Source organism: Micromonospora chalcea (genome assembly GCF_002926165.1).
Classification (GTDB): Bacteria; Actinomycetota; Actinomycetes; order Mycobacteriales; family Micromonosporaceae; genus Micromonospora; species Micromonospora chalcea.
On record NZ_MAGP01000105.1, the window covers coordinates 61,685 to 85,220 of the forward strand.

Here is a 23,536-nt window from a genome sequence, read left to right on the forward strand (position 1 = left end):
TCCTCCTTAAGGATCAGGAGGTTGGAGGCGGTCTGGGCATCGTGGCGTGGCGCCGGTCAGGATCCGATCTCGACGAGGCGACGCCTGCCAGTTTCGACCGGGACCTGCCATACCTGCTCGTCCGGCCAGTGGCGATACAACAACTGCTGCGTGGTCGTGGCGACAGCGTTCCGCAGTGGCTCATGGAGCAGGTCGGCCAGCAGTCGTTCCTCACGCTCGGTGTCCTGAGCGATCAGAAGAACCGCCCCGACCGGCACCAGCCGGTCCGCACGCCGGTAGCCGGCCAACAGTCCACCAAGCCCTGATGCCGGCCGCTCGTGCTCGGCGACAACGTCACCGATCGGACCACGGTCGACGTATACCAGGAACCGCAGACACCGCCCGTCCTGCAGCCAGACGCCGTAGCCGTCGGCCCGCAACTGCGCCAGGTCGTGCTGCCGCAACCGCGCCGAAGTCTCCATCGTCGCCAACCACTGGAACAGCTCGCACCGCCCCGGGTCGCGCCGCGACACCTCCACCAACGGCAGAAACAGCAGGGCATCCGCCGCACCGGGAGGCCGCCGACCCAACTGCAATGGAACCGGCCGCCCCGACGCCGTCAAGGCTCGCCGGAGCACCTCTGTCCCCTCGGGCGTGACCCCGTACCACCACGTGTGGGTCCGGTCCTCCGGTGAGCACTCGCGGCGCACCAGTCCCGCCTCGTGCAGCCACACCAGATCCCGGTGAGCCGTCAACCGCGACACCTCGCAGACAAGCGCCACGTCCAGCGTCGACGCGGACCCGTGCTGCGCCAGGTACGACAGGATCCGCCACCGCCGCGGGGACAATCGCCGCGTGGCACCCTGGTCGCCCATCCACCGATGATCCCTCCGCCCCCGGCGGTCACACATCCTGTTTCCCACAGCCGTGACAGAGAGTGGTCGATGTTCTCGCCGAGAGAGCGGTAGCCGGGATCGCCGTGACCGGAGACAGCGCTCGGAGTGGGCCGTCGGGCGAGGCGGCGGCGGGCCGTGCGAGCACCCACATACCCAAACCGTGGTTTTGGGGCCGATTCTGGAGATCACTGTTCAGTGAATCAGCCGAAGAGCTGAGGACAGAAAGCGCGGTACGGTCAAATCAGGCCGCCATTAGTTGATCTCCACGATCGGCACCGCGCTGCAGCGCGGATCTTCAGAGGGGTGCGACAAGCCCGTCCCGGTTCGGCGACGACGCGCCTACGCGCCAATCGGATGATTACCTTCAGTAACGACAGTAGAGGGATCGTTGCCGCGTCTTCCTTCAGGAACGGGCTATGCGCCGGGGGCGAGCCCGTAGGGTCGGTCGCGTGGCCGAGACGCAGACCGAACCGGACCTTTCCTACATCGCCAGCGTGACGCGGGTCCGCGCGGCGGCCGGTGTGCTCCTCCGCGATGAGACCGGCCGGGTGCTGCTGGTGCACCCGGCCTACAAGGACGTGTGGGAAGTTCCTGGCGGAACCGTGGAGCCGGACGAGTCCCCTGCGGACGCCTGCACGCGCGAGATCCGCGAGGAGCTGGGCCTGTCGATACCCGCAGGGGCGCTGCTGTGCGTCGACTGGGTTCCGCCGAGCCCGCCGTGGGACGGCGGGCTCATGTTCGTCTTCGACGGCGGGGTCCTGACAGCGGACCAGATCGCGGCAATGCGGCCGTGCCCCGACGAACTGGACGGCTTCGCCTTCATCGATCCGGGACGACTGGACGAGGTGTTGATCCCCCGACTGGCTCGGCGGGTCACCGCAGCGGTCGCCGCGATCGAGCATGGTGGTGTCTACCTTGAGGATGGGATCGCGATCTCGAACAGTTAGTCGATCAGTCTCCATGGCCGTGGTCCCGTAGTAGGTTGGTTGGCGGAGCTATGGGGTTGCCTCGAAGGCGAAGGCGACGCTAGTCGCGGCGGCCTGCTGCAGGATTACCGTTGGCGTCTCTCGGCCGCGGACGCCGGCAGGGGCTCCGTGCTCACCCAGGCAGCCTGTTGTCACGACTCCTCGCGGGTTATGTCGGCGCCGAGAGCGGTGAAACGGCCGGTCAGGTCTGCGTGGCCTCGGTCGATCATGGCACCGTTGCCGATGACGGTTTCGCCGTCGGCAACAAGTCCGGCCAGCACGAGGCCGATCCCGGTCCGCAGGTCCCGGGCGATGACCTCGGTGCCGCGCAGCGGCTTACCGCCGTGGACGACGGCCTTCTCGCCGTTGACGGTGAGGTCTGCGCCGAGCTTGGTCAGCTCACCGGCGAGGGCGTAGCGGGCGTCGTGGATGCGCTCGCGGAAGTAGCTCGTACCGGACGCTTGGGTGGCGAGGGCCATTAGCGGAGGCTGCAGGTCGGTGGCGAACCCGGGGTGGGTGTCGGTGATGACGTTGATCGGATGCAGTTGACCGGGTCGGGTGACGCTTGTGACCGCCCCTGCGGGGGTGAGTTCGATGCCCATCTGATGGAGCTTGTGCGTGGCGACTCCGAAGTGATCCAGTACGGCGTCACCGACGAGGTTGACCGCGCCACCGGTGATGGCAGCCGCGATGGTCAGTACGCCGGCGTCCATGCGGTCCGGCATGATCGTGTATTCGACCGCGTGGAGCTCGTCGACGCCGGTGACGACGATGCGGCCGGTCCCTGCGCCGCTGATCTGGGCGCCCATGGCCGTGAGCATTGCGACTACGTCGAGGACTTCGGGTTCCAGCGCCGCGTTCTCGATGACGGTCCGGCCGGGCGTCAGGGCCGCGGCCATGATGAGGTTCTCGGTGCCGGTGTGCGAGGGCGTGTCGAGGTAGAGGTCGGCGCCGCGCAGGTTGCTGGCCTTGATGCTGATCGTGGTGCCCTGTTCCTCGATGTGCCCGCCGAGGCGGGCCAGGCCCCGGTAGTGGAAGTCAAGCCCGCGGGTGCCGAGGGCGCAGCCGCCGGCACCCTCGAAGATGACCTCGCCTCGGCGGTGCAGCACCGGGGCGAGGAACAACACGCTGCCCCGAAACAGGCGGGTGAGATCGGCTGGTAGCCGCGAGCTGGTGATCTCGGTGGCGTCGATGACGAGCAGTCGGTCGCTCGGGTGGTACTCGACCTGAGCGCCGAGAAGCCGGGCGAGGTCGACGGCGTGCTGGACATCGGTGATCGCGGGGACGTTGCGAAGCACCGTCTGACCGCGTCGGGCGAGCAGCGCGGCACCGATCATGGGCAGGGCCGCGTTCTTGGCGCCCTGGACGACGACGGTGCCGTTGAGCGGGCCGGCGGGGCGGACACGATATTGAACTTCGGTCATGTGACGTTCCTTCAGCAGATGAAGTGGTTGAGCAGGCACGGGCGGGACAGCTGCCGGTGGTGTGCGGCGGTCACGCAGTCAGGAACAAGCCGTTCGATCCTTGGCGGTAGCGCCATCCGCAGACGGGGCAGATGAGGTTGTCGTCGAGGCGGTGTCCGCACCTGCAGGCCCAGCCGAGTTGCCGGGCAGGGTTGCCCATGACGAGGCCGTGGTCCGGCACGTCGTGTCCCACGACGGTGCCGACAGCGACCATGGCGTACTGGCCGATGGTGACGCCTGGGGCGATGACCGCGTTGGCACCGATGGTGGCGCCGGATCGGATCGTCACCGGTTCCCGCCGCCAGTCATCGCGGCCCTTCAGGTGACCGGCGGGGTTGATGGCTCGGGGTGCGGGGTCCTCCAGCAGGTAGACGCCGGGGGCGAGCATCGCGCCGTCTTCGATGGTGGCTCCGAACACCCCGCATCCGTCCTGGATCTTGACCCGGTTGCCGATGACCGCTGCCGAGGCCACATGAACGCCCTTGCCGAGTACGCAGTCCTCGCCGATCCGGACGTCCCCGTCGACCTGAGCGTGGTGCCAGATCCTGGTTCGTGCGCCGACGTGAGCTGCGTCGGCGACCTCGGCCGACTCGGCGATGAAGGGCGCGTCCGACGTGTGCCCGGCTGTCGGTGCTGGCGTCTTGGTCATGCCGAACGCTCCGCAGGTCTCAGCAGCCGTTCCAGGTCGTCCAGGGTCCGGACGCTTATCAGCTCGTCGTCGGGTAGGGGACGACCGGTTCGTTCCTCCAGCAGCACCGCGAGCGTGAGCCGGTCGAGCGAGTCCAGACCGAGTTCGGACAGCCGCGTGGAGGCGGTAATGGTGTTGGTGGGCCAGCCGCTGATCTCTGCGAGAGCCTGTTGAGCCACGGTCTGTTGACCCAGAGCGTGCGTGCTCATCGGATCCGCCCGGCGGCGTCGAGCAGCAGCGGCAGGCACTCGGCCATGGGCGCACGCTGCCAGAGTCTGCGGACGGCGACCGCCCTGGTCGAGGTGCCGGCGGCGAGTTCGTGCAACGCCGCCTCGAGGAACCGCTCCAGCATCTCGTGTGTGCCCGGCGGGAGGTTGCCACCCGGTTGGCAGAGCATGTCCACCAGGCCGCGGGTCGCGCCGCCGATGAGGTCGTCGAGTACCGGTAGGTGCATTGCGCGCCGAGGGCTATAGGGATGGGTGGCGGTCGAACCGGGAGCGGTGATCCCGTTGGCGACGATGACAGCGGCGTGCGGAGCCAGCAGCACGCCGCACCGGTAGGTGCCGGTCGCAAGGTGGATCATCGGGTGTCCCGTCCGGCCGAACAGCGGCAGGTGATCGAGGGTGACCGGCCGGTGCCCCACCCGGACCTCGATCAACGCGGCATCGCGCAGATGAGTGTTGAGCTCGGCACTCGCGTCATGGATCAAGGTGGCGATCTCGTCCAGAGCGGCGGGTTGGCTGTAGTCGGGTTCAGTGGAGAGCCGATTCGTCGCCCCCAGATAGATGGTGCCGTCGCCGCGCGGGACCATGTGGCTGCCACAGGCGAAGCCCCGGTTCGGGGTTCGCACGGCAGCGGGCAGCGAGAACGGGACGCGGGCCAGCAGCGACACGCCTCGCCCGGACCGCAGCGGAGGTGCTTCGACCTGCTTGGCGAGCGATGGGGCGAGCAGACCCGTGGTCCCGGCCCCGGCGGCGAGCACCAGGTGGGCGGCCAGGACAGTGCTGCCGTCAGCCGCGTCAACGGCTACATGCTCGCCGCGCTCGCTGACGGTCGTCACGGTGGTATCGAGCCAACGACAGCGGGGATGGGCGGTCAGCACTGTGGCCAGGGCCTCGACCAGGGCTGTCGGGTCGACGCTGGCCTCATCCGGCAGCCACAGTGCCTCGTGCGCGCGCACCTGCGGTGCCAGCCCCGGTACGGCGCTCGGCGACGCGAACTCGGCGCGGCACCCGTGGGTCTTGGCGGTCTCCGCGATGGCCCGAAGGTTCGCGGCGTCGTCCGGCCCGTAGCCGTTGCTGATCACCCACACGCCAGGGAGAAGCCGTAGTGCCCGCTTGCTGGCCGTGCCGATGCGGTCCAGCCAGGCTTCGTACCCGGTCCGGGCGGCCAACCGTTCGCCGACTTCGAGGCTGACGCGTTGGGGATCATGGCTCGCCTCGACCTCGCTGAACACGGTGAGCATCGCGCCGGCGGCCCGGGATGCCTGCCCCGCGTGGTCGCCGGTCCGTGGCCCGACCAGGGTGACGTCCAGGTCCCGGCTGAGCAGCTCGAACGCGGTGGCGAGCCCCAGCAGGCCGGAGCCGGCCACCACAACGTCGGTTACGAACTGGTTCATGTCACTCACCTGACCCGTCCAGGGAAATCGATGCGGGTGGCAGCGAGGGTGTGCACCTCGAACCGGAGGCCACGGAATGCTGCCCGTTGGGCGGCCCGGAGCGGATACAGCCGCGACAGCAGCACGTCGCGGTGCATCGCGTAGCGGCGCAAGGGGATGTCCAGCTCGCAGATCTGCACAGTGCGGCACTCGTATCCGCTTCGTCGTAGCGTCTGGCGAGTGCGGGGAATGTCGGTCAGGGAGGAGTGCGTCAGCAGCAGCGTCCCGCCCGGCGCGAGCAGCTCGTCGAGGCGGGCGAGCAGGACGTCGTACAACGCCCGCCCGTCACTGCCACCGACCAGCGCGGTCTCAATGCCATCGTCGACCGCGTACACCGGATCGTGTGGGAAGTGCGGAGGGTTGCAAACGACTAGGTCCCAGGGTTCGGGGATCGCCAATTCGGCGAGGTCCCCGACGATCGTGGCCACCTGGGCGGGTGAGATGCCGTTGCGGGACGCGTTGTCGCGGGTCACCTCCGCACATGCCGGATTGACGTCCAACGCGGTCACATGTGCCGCGCCCGCCGAGGTCAGGGCCACCGTATACAGGCCGGAGCCGCACCCGATGTCCAAGGCGCGGGCACCCGTAACAGGCAGGCCAGGGTCGGCATTCAGCGCGCTCAGCAACGTGAGCCCCACGTCGGTCGGGAAGAGGACCGGGCCGTCCTCTGGCGTCTCGATCTCGATCCGCCGGCCGAGTACCTCCACCGTGGCCGCGATGGTGCCGTTACGTGTCGGACCCAATCGGCAGAGTGCATGCGCCGCTCCTGCCGGGACCCTCACCCTGACCGTCTGCGGCGGCGCGTTGATGACGTCAGTGCTACTCATGAAGATTCCTCCTCATCATCAGAAGAAGTGCTGCTGGAGAGCCGGTAGGAGCGGGTGCGCCGGGCTGGCCAGCCGAGGAAGCGGTCGAAGACATGGGCGGTGCTGCCGGTGTCGCTGGGCCGGAGCTGGTGCAGATCGTCGATCGCGTCATGCAGGCAGCTGGCCAGATAGAGGAAGAGACTGACCAGGCTGTCCCTGTACTCCGTCAGAAGGGCGACTTTCGCCGCGCCGCAGGGCCACGGCTGGCCGCACCGTCGGCACAGCCACAGTGGCCGCATCGGCACGTGCGGCAGGGAGTGCTCGTTAGGGGCCGTCATACCGACCACCACGGCAGCGCCAGCGGACGCAACCGTAGATGCGCCAGGGGCGCAGGCGTCCCGATCTCCGCGTAGAAGCCCCGGTCGCTGCTCATCGAGCCTCACGCTCCCGCGTCTGCCGCTCGAAAACGATCTGCCAGACGTACGTCAACAGCGGCGGATCGACCGACGCCGGTCGCAACGCTTGAGCCGCTGCCGGGCGGCCTCTTGGCGGGTCGCCCATCGTCGCGTTGCGCGAGAGGTAAACAGTCATGGCCGGCCCCCGCTCGGGTCCGCCGCCTGAGTGCGGTGGGCTTGCCGGCGCGCCGGCAAGCCCACCATCGTCGGCCAGCGGCGGGGAGCAGACCGCCGGTCACCCGCCCACGCAGCCTCGCTGGCGGTACGCAAACGGGGAGTCACCTGTGCGGTCGACGGAGTGCCCGGCGCGAGCACTTGCCGGTGCGTCGGGTCGCGTTCCGACCTGTCGCCGATCGGCACGTCCATCTGGATCTCCCTGCCGTGAGGTTGCCGCTGACCCACCGGCGTACCGCTGGGGATCGGCGCGTCGGCACATAAAGGCTGGCTTGCGCGGTGGATGAACGGAATGTCTCGCCGGTGCACCGGCGGTGCACCTGCTGTCACTCCATGTGCGGCTACTATCACCTCCACCGATGACTGTCCGTTCCGGAAGGACGTGCGATGGCTACGGTGACGACCTGGACCGGCCAGGACGCGAACGCGCTCCGCAATGCGTTGCGGATGAGCGTGACCGCCTTCGCCGAGCACCTCGGCGCGGCACGGCGGACCGTGGCCAAATGGAGCAGCCAGGGCGACAAGGTGCTCCCCCGCGCGGACATGCAGGCCGCGCTGGACACCGTGCTGTCCCGAGCCACACCTGAGGTCCGGGAACGCTTCGAGGCACTGCGGGCGATCGGCACCAGCGGTGCAACTGCGGGTGCCGCGCTGCTAGATGCCCAGGCGTATGCGGATACTGGCGATGACGGAGATGCTGGCTCGGGTTCGGATGGTGACGTGCGACGCAGAGATCTCCTACGCGGGGCGGCGATCGGCGTCGCCGCTGCACCCAACGTCGTGCCGCTGTTGGACGCGCTCTTCTCGCCCGCGCACTCGGAGGGTGCGGCGCTGTCTTTTTCGGAGTTCACCCGAGCCGTCGGTGCCGCCAAGGTCGACTATCAGGCCTGCCGATACGAGCGCCTACTCGACCGGCTTGTGACACTGCTGCCGTCCCTTGAACCTGTGAAGTCCGGCGCGGATGGCGATCAGCGGCCACGGGTCGAGGCCTTGGCCGCCGACATGTACCACGTCGTCGGCAGCGTCCTGCTAAAGGTGGGCGATCACGGGATGGCCCTCGTAGCAGCCGAGAGAAGTACCAGGGCCGCCGCCATGAGCCAGGACCCGGTGGCGATCGCCGCGAGCGCCCGGATCTTGACACACGCGCTCATGGGCAACGGCCATGACGCCCAGGCGGTGACCCTCGCCGGGAATGCTGCCGAATCGCTCGACCGGGACACCCGCCTCGCGTCGACCGATGCGGTGGCCGTCTACGGCGCCCTCGTCCTCCGAGGGGCCATCGCCGCCGCCCGCCGAGACGACCGGGACACCGCACATGCGATGCTCGAGGAGGCAACCCGCGCTGCAGCCCGCATCGGCTATGACGGCAACGACCGGTGGACCGGCTTCGGCGCCACCAACGTCCTGCTGCACCGGGTCAACATCGCACTGACCCTCGGCGACGCCGGAACAGCCATTGCGATCGCCCGCACGGTGCCGCTGGAGAAAGTGACGCTGGCCGAGCGCAAAGCGTCACTGTTCATCGACGTGGCACGCGCCTACACCCAATGGGGCCGCCATGAACAGGGGCTGACCGCGTTGCGGACCGCCCACGAGGTAGCCCCCGAGGAGATCCGCTGCCGACCGGCGGTCCAGCGCATCGCCGGTGACCTCGCCATGCTCAGCACCGGCTCTGTCCGCACCGCCGCTGTCGGATTCGCCCAAAGCGCCGGGATCCGGTTGTGACCGGCGGTCACCTCCAGATCGTCGTCTGCGGCGCCGGCCCGGCCGCCGACGTGCCCCACCTCGTCAAGGCAGCGCAGGGCCGAGGCTGGACAACGGCGGTCGGGGCCACGCCGAGCGCCATGGACTTCATCGAACCGCAGCCGCTCGAGATCCTCACCGGTCATCCGGTCCGGTCGACGTACCAGTCGTCGCCCGGCACTCGCCGGTCGCTTCCCGCCACCGACGCCCTGGTCATCGCACCCGCTACCTACAACTCGATCAACAAGATCGCCCTCGGTCTGGCCGACAATTACGCCATGACCTCGGTCGCCGAGTTGATCGGCCGGCAGGTGCCGACCGTCATCGTCCCGTTCGTCAACGCCGCCCTCGCCGCGCGGGCACCGTTCCGGCACGCCGTGGCCAGCCTTCGCGAGGAAGGGGTACGCGTCCTGCTCGGCCCCTCCTATCATTGGGAACCGCACCTGCCCGGCAACGGCAACGAACGGCAGAAACTCTTCCCCTGGACGGTGGCTTTCGAGACAGCCGCCCAGCTCGCCCATGAGTCTCGACCGGCCGCTTCCGGCCACGCCTGACCGCAACCGAGCCAGCCACCATGTCGCTCAGGCCTGGTGCGCCTCGCCGATAGCGGCCAGCGCTAGCGTTTCGGCAGCTGCCGAAGCGAGCAGACTCCGGGGCGTCCTCGCCATGATCGACGTGCCCGAGGGCCGGCTAGTCCAAGGCTGGGTCCAGGACATGGAACGCGCAGGAGACGACGGCTTCGCCATAACCACGAACATCGACCTCGGCGTAGCCGGTTTCCACCCCCTCGACCAAGCACAACTCATCAGGTCGTGGACCAAACTTCCGGTCGCGGTCTCCGGCGGCTTCGAACCCACCGACGTCGACGCCAGCCGACGGCGCTCCTGGGACATCCTTGTCGTCGGCCGCGGAGTCACCGATTCCCTGGACGCCGCCGTCGCCGCACAAGACCTCGCCGCATCGATCGAACTCGCCGAAGGAAGCCGCCCATGATCATCGTCCCACTCACGGTCGACCGCATCCCCGACCTCGAGAAACTACTGGCGCTGGGGGAGCCGTACATCAGGCTGCGGGGCTCATCGGACTACTGGCTGTACGCCACGCTGTTCGCCAACACCTGCCCACTCGCCATCATCGACGGGCAGGTCGCCGGCAGCGTGATCGCCTTCCGAAGCCAGGTCGACCCGTCGGAGATCTACCTGCAAGACGTGATGACGCACCCCAGCCACCGCCGCCAAGGGCTCACGCGGGCGCTCGTGGAAGAAGTCCACCGCCAAGGCTCACGCTGGGGATGCCGGCGTCTTTTCCTCACATCAGAGCCCGACAACCACGCCGCGCACAGAGCCTGGCTCAGCTTGGGCTTCAACAACCTTTCAGGGGACACCACTGATCAGGGCATCTCCGTGATCTACGACTACAAGGGTCCAGGAAAGCACCGCGCCGTGTATGAGCGGCCGATCGGCGGCTAGCTACTTCGACCTGAAACCGGTCAGGTCGCCCTACACCGAGAGCAGCGCCTCCTCGTTGGCAGCGATGAACTCTCTCAGCGCATCCGGCTTGAGATTCACCGTGGGCAGCCTGTCGATCGCCACCAGGTCCAGCTGGTACTCGCCACGGGAGGGATCATCGAACTCCTGACCGGTACCTGCGTCCTCCCGCAACCGAAGCAAACGACAGGCGTAGAAGTGCTGGACCGAAACTTCATCGCCAGCGGCGACGGTGAACAAGAACACCTGGGCGAATCGATCCGCATCGGCACCGAGCTCCTCGTGCAGCTCACGGCGCAACGCCGCCTCCAGGGATACATCCTCCTGCTCCACGCCGCCGCCCGGCGTCGTCCAGTACGGCGCCTGCCCAGGCTTGACCCTCTTGATCAACACGAGGCGGTCGTCCTCATCCAGCAGGATGGCCCGCACTGACCTGCGCACGATTTGACGCATGACCTGCCCCAATCCGCGGACGGGACTGACTCGCCCTCCAGCAGGGCGAAGCTACCCAGCCAGTGACATTGAGCACCATGATGCACCGGCCGCACGCCGCCGCACCTACGCGACGCGCCCGAGCTCCGTAGCTGGTCGATCTACCCGCTGGCGTCGCACCGCGCCCAGCCGGCGCACGCCCGGTCCAACGGCTCCCGAGCACCCACCGAGCGACCATCATGACCGCCGAACACGGGAAAGGCCCTGGTCTGACGTAAAGCGCCAGGCCAGGGCCTTGATCACCGTGCGCCGCCAGGGACTCGAACCCCGAACCCGCGGATTAAGAGTCCGCTGCTCTGCCAGTTGAGCTAGCGGCGCTCGCTGACAACGGGACGAGACGTTAGCACGCCCGCCCGCCACCCCCGAAATCCAGGGTCGGCCTCACCGCACCGCCAGCGTGACCTGCCCGGTCGCGGCCCCCGACGGGTCCACCACCAGGGTGTACGCCCCGGAGGCCGGCAACACGGTCGGCCCGAGTTCACCGGCCCCGTTGATCACGCAGCCGGTGCCGACGGTGCTGCCGTCGGGCGCGCGCAGCGCCAGCACGCCGCACTGGTCCGGCAGGTCGGAGGCGGTCGCGGTCACCGTCACCGACGCGCCGGCCGCGGCGGTGAACCGGTAGCCGATGACCGCGCCGGGCCGTTCCACGACGGCGACGACAGGTGGCCCGCCGGGCGTGATCGCCGCCTCCCGGTCCCGGCTGGTGACCAGCCGCAGCGTGGTCGTGCCGGTGCCGCGTTCGGTGGGGTCGACCACCACCGTGTACGTCCCGTCGGCGGGCAGCACCGTGCCGTCGACCTCGCCGGTCCCGTTGATCACGCAGCCGCTGCGCAGCAGCCGCCCCTCGGCGTCCCGCAGCTCCAGCGGGGAGCACTGGTCGGTGAGCGTGCTCGTCGGCACCTCCACGTAGACGCGCTCACCCGCGCGCCCGGTGAACCGGTAACGCGCCCGCGCGCCGGGCTGCTCGACGGTGGCGGTGACCGCCGGGCCGTTCGGTTGCATCGTGCCGTCGCTGTCCCGGGCCGAGTACACCCGCACCGCGACCCGGCCGGTGTCACCGGGCGCGGCGGTGACCCGCAGCGCGTACGTGCCCGTGGCGGTCAGGTCGACGCGGTCGACGTACCCGTTGCCCTTGATGTTGCACCCGCTGGCGATCTCCCGGCCGCCCGGCTCGGTGAGCACGTACGGCGAGCAGCGGTCGCCGATTCCCGGCGCGGTGGCGTCGACGAAGACGGCGTCCCCGGCGCGGGCGGTGAACGTCAGCGGCGCGCCGCCGGGGGTGAGCGAGGCGGTGGCGACGGGTACGGCGGTGATCGGAGTGGCGGCCGGTGGGGCGACCCGTTCGGTGCTCGCGCCGGCGACGGCGAACTCGGGTCGGCCGCTGACCGCGACGTCGAAGACGCACTCGGCGAGCTGGGCGGGCGCGGTGACGCCGGCCCAGCGGCACACCTGTTCGGCCGCCGCGCGCCGGGCCGGGTCGAGGTCGGCGACGGTGACCTCTCGTTCCGGGAACGCTCGGTCGGTGAACGTGCCGGTGTTCTGCCCGTCGTCGTAGTGCAGCAGCGAGCGGTCCGGGGCGATCCGCCAGCTGTCCGCGTACGCGGGATAGAGCTTGTCGAACGGCACCGGCTGGGCCAGCGCCGCCCCGGAGGCGGGCGCGATGTCGTCGGCCGGGTCGCCGTCGAAGTCGCCGAGCAGTCCGCGTACCTTCCCGGCCCGGGAGTCGGCGAGCCGCACCAGAATCCGGTAGCCGTACCGGCCGATCTGGTCCACCGCCGCCGCGGAGCCGTCCGGCCACGTCACGTCGTACCCGTCGGTGGGGCCGGTGTCCGACGGGCGGCGGGTGAGCGTGCCGCCGCCGGCCAGGTCGGTGCGGTCCGGAGGTACGGCGAGCGGCGCGCCGTCGACGTGTACCCGCGTGCCGCCGTCGGTGAGGGTCAGCGCGACGCGGTGCGCGCCGACCCGGAACGCGACGGCCGAGTTGACCGAGGCGGTCCGCGTGCCCGCCATCGGGGCCTGCCGCACCTGCACCTCCAGCGGGTCGCCACCGGTGGAGGCGACCAGCGTGAACTCGCCGACTGCCTGGAAGTCGTAGGCGACCCGGTCGAACGTGACCAGGTGCGGGTCGCCGTTGCTGCCGCCGCAGTCGGCGCCGTCCTCGCAGAGCTTCACCGGGCCCTTCGGCGGCGGCGTCTTCTTGGCCGGCTTCTTGCACTCGTCGAGGCTCTTCGGCAGCGTCTTCCCGTCGTACTCGGTGCGCGGCGGCAACCCCTTCGCCGCCCGGTAGCGGTTCTCCGCGAGCGTCGCCTTCACCTCGGCGGTACGGATGCCGGTGCCGCCGCACTCGCCCTGCGGCACGGCGTCGCGGGAGATGTCGTCGGCGTGGTTCAGCTCGTGGTAGAGCGCGGCGCAGGGGTCGCGGGCCACCCCGTCGCCGTACGGGTCGGTGGAGGTCGGGTTCCACGTGACGGTGGAGGAGCCCTTGCCGTCGGCGCTCTGCGGCGTCTCGAACGCGCCGGAGCCACCGGTGGTCGGGATGATCCGCACCCGGGGACTCTTCTTGTCGCGCAGCCTCGGCAGGAGGCCGGACGGATCGCCGCCGGGTAGCGCGAATCCGGCCAGGCAGCCGTCGACAGCCGCCTGGAAGTCGACGCCGCTGACCGGCACACCGGCGGTCGGGTCGACGCCGTAGTCGGCCCGCGCCGGCCGGGCGCCACCGCCGACGAGCGCGCCGACCGCGACCAGCAGCAGCGCCACGGCGGCGGCGGTCGACCGGCGGCGGCGCACCAGCAGCAGTACGACCAGCGCGACGGCGAGCAGCGCCAGCGCTCCCCCGCCGACGAGCCAGAGCCAGCGGAGGCCGGTGCCGCCGTCGTCGGACACGGTGAACGTGGTGGTCCGCAGCGCCGTCGCGCCCACGCACAGGTCCGCCGCGCCGGTCACCGGCAGCGTCACGTAGCCCGCGGTCACCTCGTACCGGCCGGGTGCGCCCACCGGCCAGAGCGTGTCCAGCCCGCCGCCGTCCCCGGTGGCGGCCACCGAGCGGAGCACCACCTCGCCGTCGCGCAGCCGTACCCCGGTCGACGCCACGGTGGCGGTCGCGCCCGGTTCCACTGTGGTGAGCGCTGCGGTGGCGGCGGCGCCGATCCCGTCGTCGTGGAAGCTGCGGGCCAGCGTCGGCGTGAGGTCGCGCCCGTCCCGGCGTACCCCGGTGATCTGCACGGTGCCGACGGCGCTGGCAGCGAGCGCGCAGGCCGCGCCGGTGGTGTTCGTGACGGTGAGGTCGAGACGAACCTGGTCCCCGGCGCGGTAGTCGGCCTGGCCGGGCCGCAGCGCCAGGCCGAGGCCGCCGTCGGCGGGCGCCGCGACGGCGCTCGCCACCCCGGTCGCCAGAGCGGTCACGAGTACGCCGAGCGCCGCAGCCAGCCGCAGGGTCCACCTCATGGTGCGGACTGTAGAAGCGGGTGGGCCGGTTTCCGCGCGGTCTGTCGGGGACCGGTCGGAGCCGTATCCTGCTGGTGATGAAGCTCTTCGGTACGGTCGCCGACCTGTACGAGCGCGCGCGGCCCGGCTATCCGCCGGAGATCGCCGAGTCGATCCTCGCCTACCACGGCGGTACCCCGGCGTCGGTGGTCGAGGTCGGCGCGGGCACCGGGAAGGGCACCGACGTGCTGGCCCGCCTCGGCGCGCCGCTGACCTGTGTGGAGCCCGACGCGCGGATGGCGGCCCGGCTGGCCGAGCGGTTCCCGGACGCCCGCGTCGAGGCAACGACGTTCGAGCGGTGGTCGCCGCCGGCCGGCGGGGTGGACGTGCTCGCCTGCGCGATGGCCTGGCACTGGCTGGACGCCGCCACCCGCAACGCCCTGGCCCGGCGCGCCCTGGCACCCGGCGGCACGCTCGCCGTCTTCGGGCACCGCTACGACTACGCCGACGCCGGCCAGCAGGCCGCCGTCCGGGCCGCACTGCGATCCGTCGACCCCACCGTCCGGAAGCGGCCCGTCGACTGGTTCCACCGGGACATCCTCGACAGCGGGCAGTTCGACGACGTACGCCGCGAGGTGTTCCGGCGGGAACTGCCGTTGGACAAGGAGCGGTACCTGGCGCTGATGCGCACGTTCGGGCCGTACCTGTCCCGGACCCCCGAGCAGCAGCAACGCGGAATCGCCGCCCTGGACCGGCTGGTGGACGACTTCGGCGGCACCGTCGTGCTCGACCTGCGGACCACGCTCGTGCTGGGCCGGGCCGATGCTCGGTGACCGGTGGGGCGTGTCGGACGACGAGACGCTGCGCCGCTACCCGTGCGACGATTTCGTGCCCGCGCCCACGCTGCGGGCGTGGCGCGGGGTGAGCGTGGACGCGCCACCGGCGGCCGTGTGGCAGTGGGTCGGCCAGATCCGGGTCGCGCCCTACTCGTACGACTGGATCGACAACCTCGGCCGCCGCTCACCGCAACGGCTGGTGGGCCTTCCCGAGCCGGTGGCCGGCGAGCCGTTCACCACCGCGGGCGGGCGGCGACGCGGCCGGATCCTCGCGGTCGAGCCAGGGCGTCACCTCACCGGACGGATCATGGGCGCGGTCCTGTCGTACGTCCTGGTGCCGGACGCCGGGAACACGACCCGCCTGCTGCTCAAGGTCGTGATGCGGACGAACCCGGTGATCGCCCTCGGCGGATGCCTCGGTGACCTGGTGATGGCCCGCCGGCAGTTGCTGAACCTCAAGCGGCTCGCCGAGGAGGGCGCGGTTCCGGGGCGCTGATCCGTCACTCCGGGCGTCGTTCGACCGGCGCGCTGCTCACCACGCCGTCGGAGCGGACCTCCTGACGCAGACGCGCCAGGTTGACGAACCGGTCGCCGTCGACCGGGGCGGCGTCGAGCAGGCGCAGGACCACTGTGCAGTACTTGGCCATGGTGTTGCGGCCCGGCATGAAGATGGACAACTCGTCGTGGGCGTCCGGCGTCTGCACGAACAGGTCGGCAGGCAGGGACGGCAGCGTCTCCGGGGTGCCCGTCACCGCGACCTTGACCGTCCAGAACGGCCCGGTGCCGTCGAGTACGCGCCGGTCCTGTTCCGGCGTCTCCAGCGCCAGCGTCCGCCACGGCTCGCCCAGGCAGGTGAGGCCCGCCTGCCGCACGGTGGCGACCAGCTCGGCCGTCGCCGCCGTGATGATCTCCTCGGCCCGGTCCCACTCCTGCGCGTCCCGGCCCAGCGGCGTGCCCGGCACGAGCCGCGCCACCACAGTCGTGGCCGGCACGTGCCGCAGCCGCGGCTCGGGCTGCGCCTCGAAGACGGCGCGAGCGGCAGCGATCGCGTCCGCCTGCTCCTGGCGCTCCCGGCTGACCTCGTCGCTGTGCCGATCGAGCAGGGCGAGCGCCTGGTCCGGTTCGTCGAGGGCACGCCGGACAAGCTTCACGCTCATCCCGGTGTCCCGCAGCAGCGTGATCAGCATTGCGCGTTCCACCTGCTCGAAGGCGTACGAGCGGTGGCCGGTCCGGTCGTCGACCTCGGCGGGCACGAGCAGCCCTTCGGCGTGGTAGAAGCGCAGCGCCTGCGGCGACAGGTGACACATCTGGCTGAACTCGCTGATCGACAACATGATCCCAGCCTGCCCCCTTCAGTAACCGCAAGGGCAAGCGCCGCCGCCTAATGCTGGGGCAGCCCGGCGGCGGCCGCGATCGTCTCGACCGCCTGCTCCAAGCCGGTGCTCTCCGGGAGGACGAGTTCGCCGGGCCAGTCCAGGACGTCGTGCGCGGCGTACCAGCCGCTCATCTGCTCGGCGGTGAAGTCACCGGCCTGCGGGCGGGTCAGATGCCGGCGCAGCGTCTCGGCCAGCGACACGTCGAGGTAGCAGAACAGCGACCGCCCCCGGTGGCCGTCCCGCAGCGAGGTCAGCATGTCGCGGTAGCGGCCGGTGTACAGGATGCCCTCCAGGACCACGTGGTAGCCGTGGTCGAGCGCGAACCGGACCGTCTGCTCGATCAACGCGGGGGCGACGCCGCCGGGCTTGTCCCGTTCGCGCAGGACGACGCGGCGCAGGTAGTCCTGTTCGACGAGGGCGCATCCCCGGCCGTGCCGGTGTCGTAGCTCGCGGGCGATGCTGCTCTTGCCCGAGCCGGAGTTGCCCCTGATGCAGACGAGGACCGTGTCCGGGCTCCCGGTGGTCTCAGCGGGCACGGCGCCTCCCTGGCCTCGGCTGCCGCGGTCGGATGCCGACGGCGGCGGTCGCCCGCCGGCGCTGCCCCTGGCAGTCCGACGGGCGACCCGGCCCGGGCTCTCCGGGCTACTAGGCCCGGGTGATCACCAGGAACGCGTACCCGATCACCTTCGTGCCGTCCCAGTTGTACATGGGGCGGCACGCCTGCGGCTTCGTCCACGACGACTGGTACTTGGGCCGGGCTTCGTTGCAGGCCTTCAGGGTCGGGTAGGTCGGGCTCGAGTAGTCCGCGTACGCGGGCACGCCCAGACCGAGCACCAGGGCGCCCGCGACCGAGGTGGCGGCGACGAGGCTGCGGATCCGCGGCCGTCGGAAGGCTTTCACGTCTTCTCCCATTCTCATCATCGTCGCCCGACCGTCCATCGTGGTCGCACGACCATGATCAGCTTAGGTCGGCGGCACAAGGCGCCCCCACGGGCCGGTTCCACCCCGCCACCAGGCTGGCCGCGTTCGGTGGAACGTCATGGGTGCCTCCCGGCCCGTTTGACACCGATGGTGTTCCACCCACGGACGATCGCCCCGCGGCCCCGGCGGGCGGCGTACGCGAAAAAGGCCCCGAACGGCGTGGAACGCCTGATCAGGGCCTTGCTCGTTGGTGCGCCGCCAGGGACTCGAACCCCGAACCCGCGGATTAAGAGTCCGCTGCTCTGCCAGTTGAGCTAGCGGCGCTCGCTGACAACGGGAAGAAGATTAGCACGCCCGCCGAGCCGGGTTCCAATCCGATACCGGGGTCCCCCCTTCGGTCGAGCTTAACCGGCGAAAGCGACTAAAACGGTCAGACTGTTCAGCGCCGGGGCGGGTCAGATGGCGTCGATACGGCACGATGTCCGCCAGGCATGTGAGGACAGGGGTGGGCATGGGCAGGTTCTCGCGGGCCGGGGCGACGGTGGGCGCCCTGGTCCTCACGGCGTCGCTGGCACTGACCGGGTGCGGCGGCGGCGACGAGGGGAAGAAGCCGGCGTTCGAGCCCGGGCTGCAGCAGGTCGGCGGCGTCTCGGCCTCGGCGCCCGCCGACCCGAGCGCCGCCCCGACCGGCGGCGCCCCCGCGGCGGCGCTGACTGTCAGCCCGGCCGACGGCGCGGCGAGCCGGCCGGTCAGCACCGAGATCAGCGCCCGCATCCCGGGCGGCGGCACCGTGTCGAAGGTGGTGCTCGCCACCGCCGACGGCACCGCCGTCGCCGGACGGATGCGGCGGGACGGGTCCAGCTGGGTGCCGTCGGCCGCGCTGAAGTACGGCGCGAAGTACACCGCCACCGTCACCGGGACCGGCAAGGACGGCCAGACGTACGAGGGCACCAGCACGTTCACCACGATGGCCAAGCCGAAGTCGATGATCGGCTCCGGGCTCTACCTGTTCAGCGACAAGACGTACGGCGTGGCCATGCCGGTGGTCGCCGAGTTCTCCCCGGGCATCCCGAAGAAGGACCGGGCCGCGGTGCAGAAGCGCATGTTCGTGCAGACGGACCCGCCGCAGCCCGGCGCCTGGCACTGGGTGGACAACGGCACGCAGGCGTACTACCGCGCCCCGGAGTACTGGAAGACCGGCACCACGATCACCGTACGACTGGCGCTGGCCGGGATCCCGCTGAGCAACGGCCGCTACGGCAACATCGACCGGAGCGCCACCGCGAAGATCGGCCGCGCGTTCGAGATGACCGTCGACAACGCGACGAAGCGGATGACGGTCTCCGAGAACGGCACGGTGATCCGTACGCTGCCGGTGAGCCTGGGCAAGAAGAGCACCCCCTCCTCCAGCGGCACGATGGTGGTGATGGAGAAGAAGGAGTCCACCGTCTTCGACACCCGCAGCGAGCCGGACCCGGCCAACCGCTACGTCACCGAGATCGACTTCGCCCAGCGGATCACCTGGGGCGGCGAGTACATCCACGCCGCGCCCTGGTCCGAGGGCGTGCAGGGGCGCCGGAACGTCTCGCACGGCTGCGTCAACGTGTCGATGGCCGACGGGCGGTGGCTGTTCGGCAAGACGCTCGTCGGTGATCCGATCACGGTGAAGGGCACCGAGCGGCGCCTCGCGCCGGGTAACGGCTGGACTGCCTGGAGCTTGAGCTGGTCGGAGTTCGTCGCCGGCAGCGCGCTGCCGGTGCCGGAGGGCGGGCAGCCCGCCCCGTTCTGACCGGCGTACCGTGGTCGGACACGCCACCTCCGACGAAGCGCCGGGCGGCCGTGGAATCGTTACATCCCGGCGGGGTGTTCCGGTTCACGCCCGGCAACGCGTAAGCGCTCCGGCGCGTCTGACCTGAGACGACGCCGAACGGCATCACTTGTGAGGGAATCATGCGAGCTGGCCAGGACGAACCGATCAGGGGCGGGAGCGCCCCGCGCGTCGGCCGCCGCCGCGCGCTGGCGGCCGGGGTGCTCGCCGCCGCGTTGGCCCTGACCTCCGCCTGCACCGGCGGCGGTGGCGGCAAGCCGTCGAGCTGGCAGGGCGGCGACGGTGGCGAGAAGGCCCCGAAGGCCGCCGCCACGATCAGCGAGCCCGCCGCCGACGCCAAGGACGTGCCCGCCTCCACCGCCATCGTCTTCACCACGACCGAGGCGCAGGAGACGACAGTCGAGGTGAAGGACTCCGCCGGCAAGGCCGTCGACGTCGCGGTCGCCGCGGACGGCAAGAGCTGGCTGCCGGCCGGCGCCCTGGAGTACGGGCAGACGTACACCGCGACCGTGACGGCGACCGGCGACGACGGCAAGCCCGCGACCGCCACCAGCACGTTCACCACCATGGCGAAGCCGGCCAAGCAGGTCCGGGTCACCAGCTTCCTCGGCGACAACCAGGTCGTCGGCGTGGCCATGCCGCTGATCGTGAAGTTCGGCCGGGCCATCCCGGAGGACTACCGCGACGACGTGCAGCGCCGGATGATCGTCACCGCCAAGCCGGCCCAGGAGGGCATCTGGCACTGGGTGAGCCCGACCGAGGTGCGCTACCGGCCGAAGACGTTCTGGAAGCCGAACAGCACCGTCAGCTACAAGGTGCAGGCGGGTGGGCTGCCGCTCGGCGGCGGCTGGTACGGCCGGTCCGACCTCACCGTCGACGTCAAGATCGGCCCGTCGTTCGTGATGACCGTCGACAACCGCACCAAGCGGATGACAGTCACCCGCGACGGCAAGGTGGTCAAGACCATCCCGGTGAGCCTGGGCAAGAAGAGCACCCCCTCGTCCAGCGGCACCATGGTGGTGATGGAGAAGCTCCGGCACACGGTCTTCGACACCATGGAGGAGCTGGGCCCGGAGGAGGGCTACCGCACCGAGATCGACTACGCCCAGCGGCTCACCTGGGGCGGCGAGTTCATCCACGCCGCGCCCTGGTCCGAGGGCGTGCAGGGCCGGTCGAACGTGTCGCACGGCTGCGTCAACGTCTCGATGAAGGAAGGCAACTGGCTGTTCGCCAACACCCGCATCGGTGACCCGATCACGGTCAAGGGCACCGAGCGCAAGCTCCAGAACGGCAACGGCTGGACCGACTGGAACATGAGCTGGGAGGAGTACGTCAAGGGCAGCGCCCTGCCGTACGAGCCGCCGGCCGCCGACACCCCGGACCCCGACACCACGCCGGACGCCGGTACGCCGAGCGTCGAGCCGACCCCCTGACCTCGCGCACACGACGAAGCCCCCTCCGGAAGGAGGGGGCTTCGTCGTGAGGAGACACACAGGCCATGTCTTGTCGGGACCGCGCTCGTTCCCCTCATGGCCGGGCGCGCCATGGACCTTCCGTCAGCCGGTCGTTGAGGTGGTCAGATGAGCAGCGCGGCCTGGCTCGACGAGTCGATGCGTCAACGGCCCGACCGCAGCGGCATCTACGTGCTCGCAGCGGCGGTGATACAGACCGGCGAGGTCGAGATGGTCAGGTTCGACGCTGCCAGGCTGGCTCCGACGTCCCGGGCCCGCGTTCACTACCGGGACGCGACCGACGGCGAACGGCGCAAGATGATCCAGGCCGTGGCGTCCATGACTGCAGCGGTCCAGCTGCTCGCTCCGCTGACGCCCACACTGAGGATGTCCGAGATCGAGCTGCACTGACTGTGAACATGCGCGGGGCCGAGGTCCCGGTCTGCCCCGGGAGTCCTCGGCCCGACTTCCGACCACATCCGCGGACTGATCGGCTCTATGTACCACCCCAGTGTAGGCGTGCTTCTCCGGGCAGGAAGCACATCGCGTCGATTTCCAGCCGGAGTTCGAACGCCTTCCGCAGGGGAGACGCGCACTGGCGGGGCCACGACTCCCCTGCGGTGCCCCTGAAACGACTCACGCCCCCTCGAAGGAGGGGGCGTGATCAGGCAGTGGAGCAGATCCACTATCGGGGTGACTGATGGGAATTGAACCCACGACAACCGGGACCACAACCCGGTGCTCTGCCAACTGAGCTACAGCCACCATGCTCGCCGCTTGCGGTTGCCCGGGCGGTGCGCGGACTAATAATAGCCACACTCCGGCCGACCCCGTCCACCGGGTTCGGCGCGGGCGTCAGAGCTGGGCGGCGATCGCCTTCGCGGCCTCGACGTCCGGGCCCGGCAGCGGCACGAACACGGTCCGCCGGTAGTACTCCAGCTCGCGGATGCTCTCCCGGATGTCGGCGAGCGCCCGGTGGGCCAGACCCTTCTGCGGCTGCCCGAAGTACACCCGCGGGTACCAGCGCCGGCACAGCTCCTTGATCGACGACACGTCGATCATCCGGTAGTGCAGGTGGGCGTCGAGCCGGGTCATGTCGCGGGCCAGGAAGCCCCGGTCGGTGGCGATCGAGTTGCCGCACAGCGGCGCGGTACGCGGGTCCTTCACGTAGCTGGTCACGTAGTCGAGCACCATGTCCTCGGCCTCGGCCAGGGTGACCGTGGAGCGGCGTACCTCCTCGGTGAGCCCGGACTTGGCGTGCATGCTGCGCACGATCTCCGGCATGCCGTCGAGCACCTCGTCGTCGGCGTGGATCACCACGTCGACGCCGTCACCGAGCACGTTGAGATCGGGATCGGTGACCAGCGCCGCGACCTCGATCAGCGCGTCCCGCCGCAGGTCCAGCCCGGTCATCTCACAGTCGATCCAGACGAGAAGATCAGCCACCGGAACAGACTACGCGCCGCCGACCCGCCCGCGCCTCGGCACGGTGGCCGACGTGGACCGCTAGGGTTTCCTGCGTGCCAGCCGAACCCGCCGCCCCACCCGCCGTCGCCCGCGGCGACGTGGGCGCGCGTACGGTCCGGCGGGTCGTAGCGGTGCTGGCGCTGGTCGCGATCCTGCCGGCGCTCTACCTGCCCAACCTGCGCCACGACTACTACGACCAGAAGATCTACATGTCGGCGATGGACTGGTGGGCGGACGGGCATCCGCTCTACGACTACGTCCAGCCGGACCGGGTGCAGGGCGCGCTCTACTTCACCTATCCGCCGTTCGCGGCGCTGCTGCTGCTGCCGTTCGGCTATCTGCGGCTCGGCGTCGCGGTCGCCACGTTCGTGGTGCTGACAGTGGCCGCCGTGGTGGTGACGACCCGCTGGCTGGTGCTGCCGGTGCTGCGGCGGCACGACCTGCCGCGCGGGTTCGGGCTGACGGTCGCCGTGCTGCTGGTGCTGGCGGTGGAGAGCACCCGGGAGACGCTCACGCTCGGGCAGATCAACATGCTGCTGGTGGTGCTGATCCTGGCCGACCTGCTGTTCGCCGTACCGCAGGGGCGACGCTGGGCCGGCGTGGGCGTGGGACTGGCCGCGGCGCTCAAGCTCTTCCCCGGCATCTTCGTCCTCTACCTGCTGGTCGCCCGCAAGTGGCGGGCGGCGGCGGTGGCGGCGGCGACCGCGGCGGCGGCCACGTTGCTGGCGGCGGCGGTCGCGCCCGGCGACTCGTGGCGGTTCTGGACCCACGAGCTGTGGGCCACCGACCGGGTGGGCCGCACCGACTACACCGGCAACCAGTCGCTGTTCGGGCTGCTCAGCCGCCTGTCCGCGTCGGCCGAGGCGGACAGGCTGCTGTGGCTGCTGCTCGCGCTGGCGGTGGCCGCGTTCGGCCTGTGGCGCGCGGCGCGGGCGGCGCGCGCCGGGGACGCGCTGGTGGGGCTCACAGTGACCGGCCTGGTGGGCGGGCTGGTCAGCCCGATCACCTGGATCCACCACCTCTACTGGTTCATCCCCGCCGTGGTGGTGCTCGTCGACGCGGCGCTGGACGCCGATCCGGCGACGCCGGCCGGGGCGCGCCGCCGCGGCGGGCTGTTCGCGCTGGCCGCCGTGGTCGGCCTGCCGATCGTGTACGGCCTGGTGACGTTCCAGGACTGGGGCACCGCCATCGTGCACACGGACGACCCGGTCGACTTCGTCGTGCGCAACGTGTACGTGCTGCTCAGCCTGCTGTTGCTGGTGGCGCTCCCGATCCGCCACCACCGGGACGAACCTCGGATAACACGGACTGAACGGACACACCTCGCAACAAACGGCGATCAGCGCTAATCTGGTCTCAACTACCTCAGATTTCTCCCAGGTAGCACCGATCCCCCGGTGAGGACGGCCCTCCGCGTCGGCAGCGCGGA

At 70.4% G+C, this 23,536-nt stretch carries 25 protein-coding genes and 3 tRNA genes; 11 read left to right on the plus strand and 17 right to left on the minus strand.

All coding sequences use genetic code 11. From position 1 onward, the window contains the following. Positions 1–56 precede the first annotated feature (56 nt). Positions 57–854, minus strand: coding sequence for a DeoR family transcriptional regulator (locus BAW75_RS32585; protein WP_244206096.1), 798 nt, complete (start codon positions 852–854; stop codon positions 57–59). Between the two features lie 470 nt (positions 855–1,324). On the opposite strand from BAW75_RS32585, the gene BAW75_RS12385 reads away from it, so the two are divergent. Continuing rightward, on the plus strand, positions 1,325–1,822 hold the full coding sequence (locus BAW75_RS12385; protein ID WP_244206097.1) for an NUDIX domain-containing protein: 498 nt from the start codon (positions 1,325–1,327) through the stop codon (positions 1,820–1,822). Positions 1,823–1,992: 170 nt separating this feature from the next. Here BAW75_RS12385 and murA read toward each other — a convergent pair whose 3' ends face one another. From murA to amcA, 7 genes are all read right to left on the minus strand, one after another. Next, a complete protein-coding gene (gene murA / locus BAW75_RS12390) occupies positions 1,993–3,303 on the minus strand; it encodes a UDP-N-acetylglucosamine 1-carboxyvinyltransferase (protein WP_244206098.1) in 1,311 nt (436 codons plus the stop codon). 31 nt (positions 3,304–3,334) lie between these two features. After that, positions 3,335–3,952: an acyltransferase gene (locus BAW75_RS12395; protein ID WP_104113673.1), complete on the minus strand. Its 618-nt coding sequence runs from the start codon at positions 3,950–3,952 to the stop codon at positions 3,335–3,337. Then, on the minus strand, positions 3,949–4,200 hold the full coding sequence (locus BAW75_RS12400) for an acyl carrier protein (protein WP_104113674.1): 252 nt from the start codon (positions 4,198–4,200) through the stop codon (positions 3,949–3,951). Before BAW75_RS12400 ends, BAW75_RS12395 begins: the two co-directional genes overlap by 4 nt. Beyond that, positions 4,197–5,609 carry an NAD(P)/FAD-dependent oxidoreductase gene (locus tag BAW75_RS12405; protein ID WP_104113675.1) on the minus strand — a complete coding sequence of 471 codons (1,413 nt, stop codon included), beginning with the start codon at positions 5,607–5,609 and terminating at the stop codon, positions 4,197–4,199. Before BAW75_RS12405 ends, BAW75_RS12400 begins: the two co-directional genes overlap by 4 nt. Before the next feature lie 5 nt (positions 5,610–5,614). Further along, positions 5,615–6,475, minus strand: a complete 861-nt coding sequence (locus tag BAW75_RS12410) for a methyltransferase domain-containing protein (RefSeq protein WP_244206099.1) — start codon at positions 6,473–6,475, stop codon at positions 5,615–5,617. Further along, complete coding sequence (locus BAW75_RS12415; RefSeq protein ID WP_104113694.1) at positions 6,472–6,792, minus strand: hypothetical protein; 321 nt, start codon at positions 6,790–6,792, stop codon at positions 6,472–6,474. Before BAW75_RS12415 ends, BAW75_RS12410 begins: the two co-directional genes overlap by 4 nt. 91 nt (positions 6,793–6,883) lie before the next feature. Then, positions 6,884–7,045 (minus strand): multiple cyclophane-containing RiPP AmcA, encoded by a 162-nt coding sequence (amcA, locus tag BAW75_RS33330; RefSeq protein ID WP_016818147.1) that lies wholly within the window; start codon positions 7,043–7,045, stop codon positions 6,884–6,886. Positions 7,046–7,470: 425 nt separating this feature from the next. Here amcA and BAW75_RS12425 point away from each other — a divergent pair, with 425 nt between their 5' ends. From BAW75_RS12425 to BAW75_RS12440, 4 genes are all read left to right on the plus strand, one after another. Beyond that, the gene (locus BAW75_RS12425; RefSeq protein ID WP_104113677.1) at positions 7,471–8,808 is read left to right on the plus strand and encodes a hypothetical protein; all 1,338 of its coding nucleotides are present in this window, start codon (positions 7,471–7,473) and stop codon (positions 8,806–8,808) included. Continuing rightward, a complete protein-coding gene (locus BAW75_RS12430) occupies positions 8,805–9,380 on the plus strand; it encodes a flavoprotein (RefSeq protein ID WP_104113678.1) in 576 nt (191 codons plus the stop codon). Before BAW75_RS12425 ends, BAW75_RS12430 begins: the two co-directional genes overlap by 4 nt. A gap of 112 nt (positions 9,381–9,492) precedes the next feature. Further along, a complete protein-coding gene (locus BAW75_RS12435) occupies positions 9,493–9,819 on the plus strand; it encodes a hypothetical protein (RefSeq protein WP_244206100.1) in 327 nt (108 codons plus the stop codon). Continuing rightward, positions 9,816–10,295 (plus strand): GNAT family N-acetyltransferase, encoded by a 480-nt coding sequence (locus tag BAW75_RS12440; RefSeq protein ID WP_104113679.1) that lies wholly within the window; start codon positions 9,816–9,818, stop codon positions 10,293–10,295. Before BAW75_RS12435 ends, BAW75_RS12440 begins: the two co-directional genes overlap by 4 nt. Before the next feature lie 30 nt (positions 10,296–10,325). Here the strand turns inward: BAW75_RS12440 and BAW75_RS12445 are convergent, their stop codons facing one another. The 3 genes from BAW75_RS12445 to BAW75_RS33195 form a co-directional block, all read right to left on the minus strand. After that, complete coding sequence (locus BAW75_RS12445; RefSeq protein ID WP_104113680.1) at positions 10,326–10,766, minus strand: NUDIX hydrolase; 441 nt, start codon at positions 10,764–10,766, stop codon at positions 10,326–10,328. Between the two features lie 284 nt (positions 10,767–11,050). Continuing rightward, positions 11,051–11,123 (minus strand) — tRNA-Lys (locus tag BAW75_RS12450). Between the two features lie 63 nt (positions 11,124–11,186). After that, positions 11,187–14,249: a VWD domain-containing protein gene (locus tag BAW75_RS33195; RefSeq protein ID WP_104113681.1), complete on the minus strand. Its 3,063-nt coding sequence runs from the start codon at positions 14,247–14,249 to the stop codon at positions 11,187–11,189. Positions 14,250–14,326: 77 nt separating this feature from the next. On the opposite strand from BAW75_RS33195, the gene BAW75_RS12460 reads away from it, so the two are divergent. Together BAW75_RS12460 and BAW75_RS12465 are read left to right on the plus strand one after the other, a co-directional pair. After that, entirely contained in the window at positions 14,327–15,061 is a 735-nt protein-coding gene (locus tag BAW75_RS12460; RefSeq protein WP_064446950.1) for a class I SAM-dependent methyltransferase, read from the plus strand. A gap of 10 nt (positions 15,062–15,071) precedes the next feature. Further along, on the plus strand, positions 15,072–15,560 hold the full coding sequence (locus BAW75_RS12465) for a polyketide cyclase (protein WP_244206101.1): 489 nt from the start codon (positions 15,072–15,074) through the stop codon (positions 15,558–15,560). Positions 15,561–15,564: 4 nt separating this feature from the next. On the opposite strand, the gene BAW75_RS12470 is transcribed toward BAW75_RS12465, so the two are convergent. The 4 genes from BAW75_RS12470 to BAW75_RS12485 form a co-directional block, all read right to left on the minus strand. Further along, positions 15,565–16,398, minus strand: a complete 834-nt coding sequence (locus tag BAW75_RS12470) for a MerR family transcriptional regulator (protein ID WP_104113683.1) — start codon at positions 16,396–16,398, stop codon at positions 15,565–15,567. Positions 16,399–16,445: 47 nt separating this feature from the next. After that, the gene (locus BAW75_RS12475) at positions 16,446–16,976 is read right to left on the minus strand and encodes a kinase (protein ID WP_104113684.1); all 531 of its coding nucleotides are present in this window, start codon (positions 16,974–16,976) and stop codon (positions 16,446–16,448) included. A 109-nt stretch (positions 16,977–17,085) separates the two neighbouring features. After that, positions 17,086–17,340: a hypothetical protein gene (locus BAW75_RS12480; protein WP_043326130.1), complete on the minus strand. Its 255-nt coding sequence runs from the start codon at positions 17,338–17,340 to the stop codon at positions 17,086–17,088. A gap of 269 nt (positions 17,341–17,609) precedes the next feature. Beyond that, positions 17,610–17,685 (minus strand) — tRNA-Lys (locus tag BAW75_RS12485). Between the two features lie 187 nt (positions 17,686–17,872). On the opposite strand from BAW75_RS12485, the gene BAW75_RS12490 reads away from it, so the two are divergent. The 3 genes from BAW75_RS12490 (at position 17,873) to BAW75_RS12500 (ending at position 21,051) form a co-directional block, all read left to right on the plus strand. After that, entirely contained in the window at positions 17,873–19,150 is a 1,278-nt protein-coding gene (locus BAW75_RS12490; protein ID WP_104113685.1) for a L,D-transpeptidase, read from the plus strand. A gap of 161 nt (positions 19,151–19,311) precedes the next feature. Next, complete coding sequence (locus BAW75_RS12495; protein ID WP_104113686.1) at positions 19,312–20,622, plus strand: L,D-transpeptidase; 1,311 nt, start codon at positions 19,312–19,314, stop codon at positions 20,620–20,622. A gap of 147 nt (positions 20,623–20,769) precedes the next feature. Continuing rightward, positions 20,770–21,051, plus strand: a complete 282-nt coding sequence (locus tag BAW75_RS12500; RefSeq protein ID WP_104113687.1) for a hypothetical protein — start codon at positions 20,770–20,772, stop codon at positions 21,049–21,051. Between the two features lie 281 nt (positions 21,052–21,332). On the opposite strand, the gene BAW75_RS12505 is transcribed toward BAW75_RS12500, so the two are convergent. Both BAW75_RS12505 and orn read right to left on the minus strand, forming a co-directional pair. Next, a tRNA-His gene (locus BAW75_RS12505) sits at positions 21,333–21,405 on the minus strand. Between the two features lie 90 nt (positions 21,406–21,495). Beyond that, complete coding sequence (orn, locus tag BAW75_RS12510; RefSeq protein ID WP_082931010.1) at positions 21,496–22,086, minus strand: oligoribonuclease; 591 nt, start codon at positions 22,084–22,086, stop codon at positions 21,496–21,498. A 74-nt stretch (positions 22,087–22,160) separates the two neighbouring features. Between orn and BAW75_RS12515 the strand changes: the two genes are divergently transcribed. After that, complete coding sequence (locus BAW75_RS12515; protein ID WP_104113688.1) at positions 22,161–23,456, plus strand: glycosyltransferase 87 family protein; 1,296 nt, start codon at positions 22,161–22,163, stop codon at positions 23,454–23,456. The last annotated feature ends 80 nt before the right edge of the window (positions 23,457–23,536 follow it).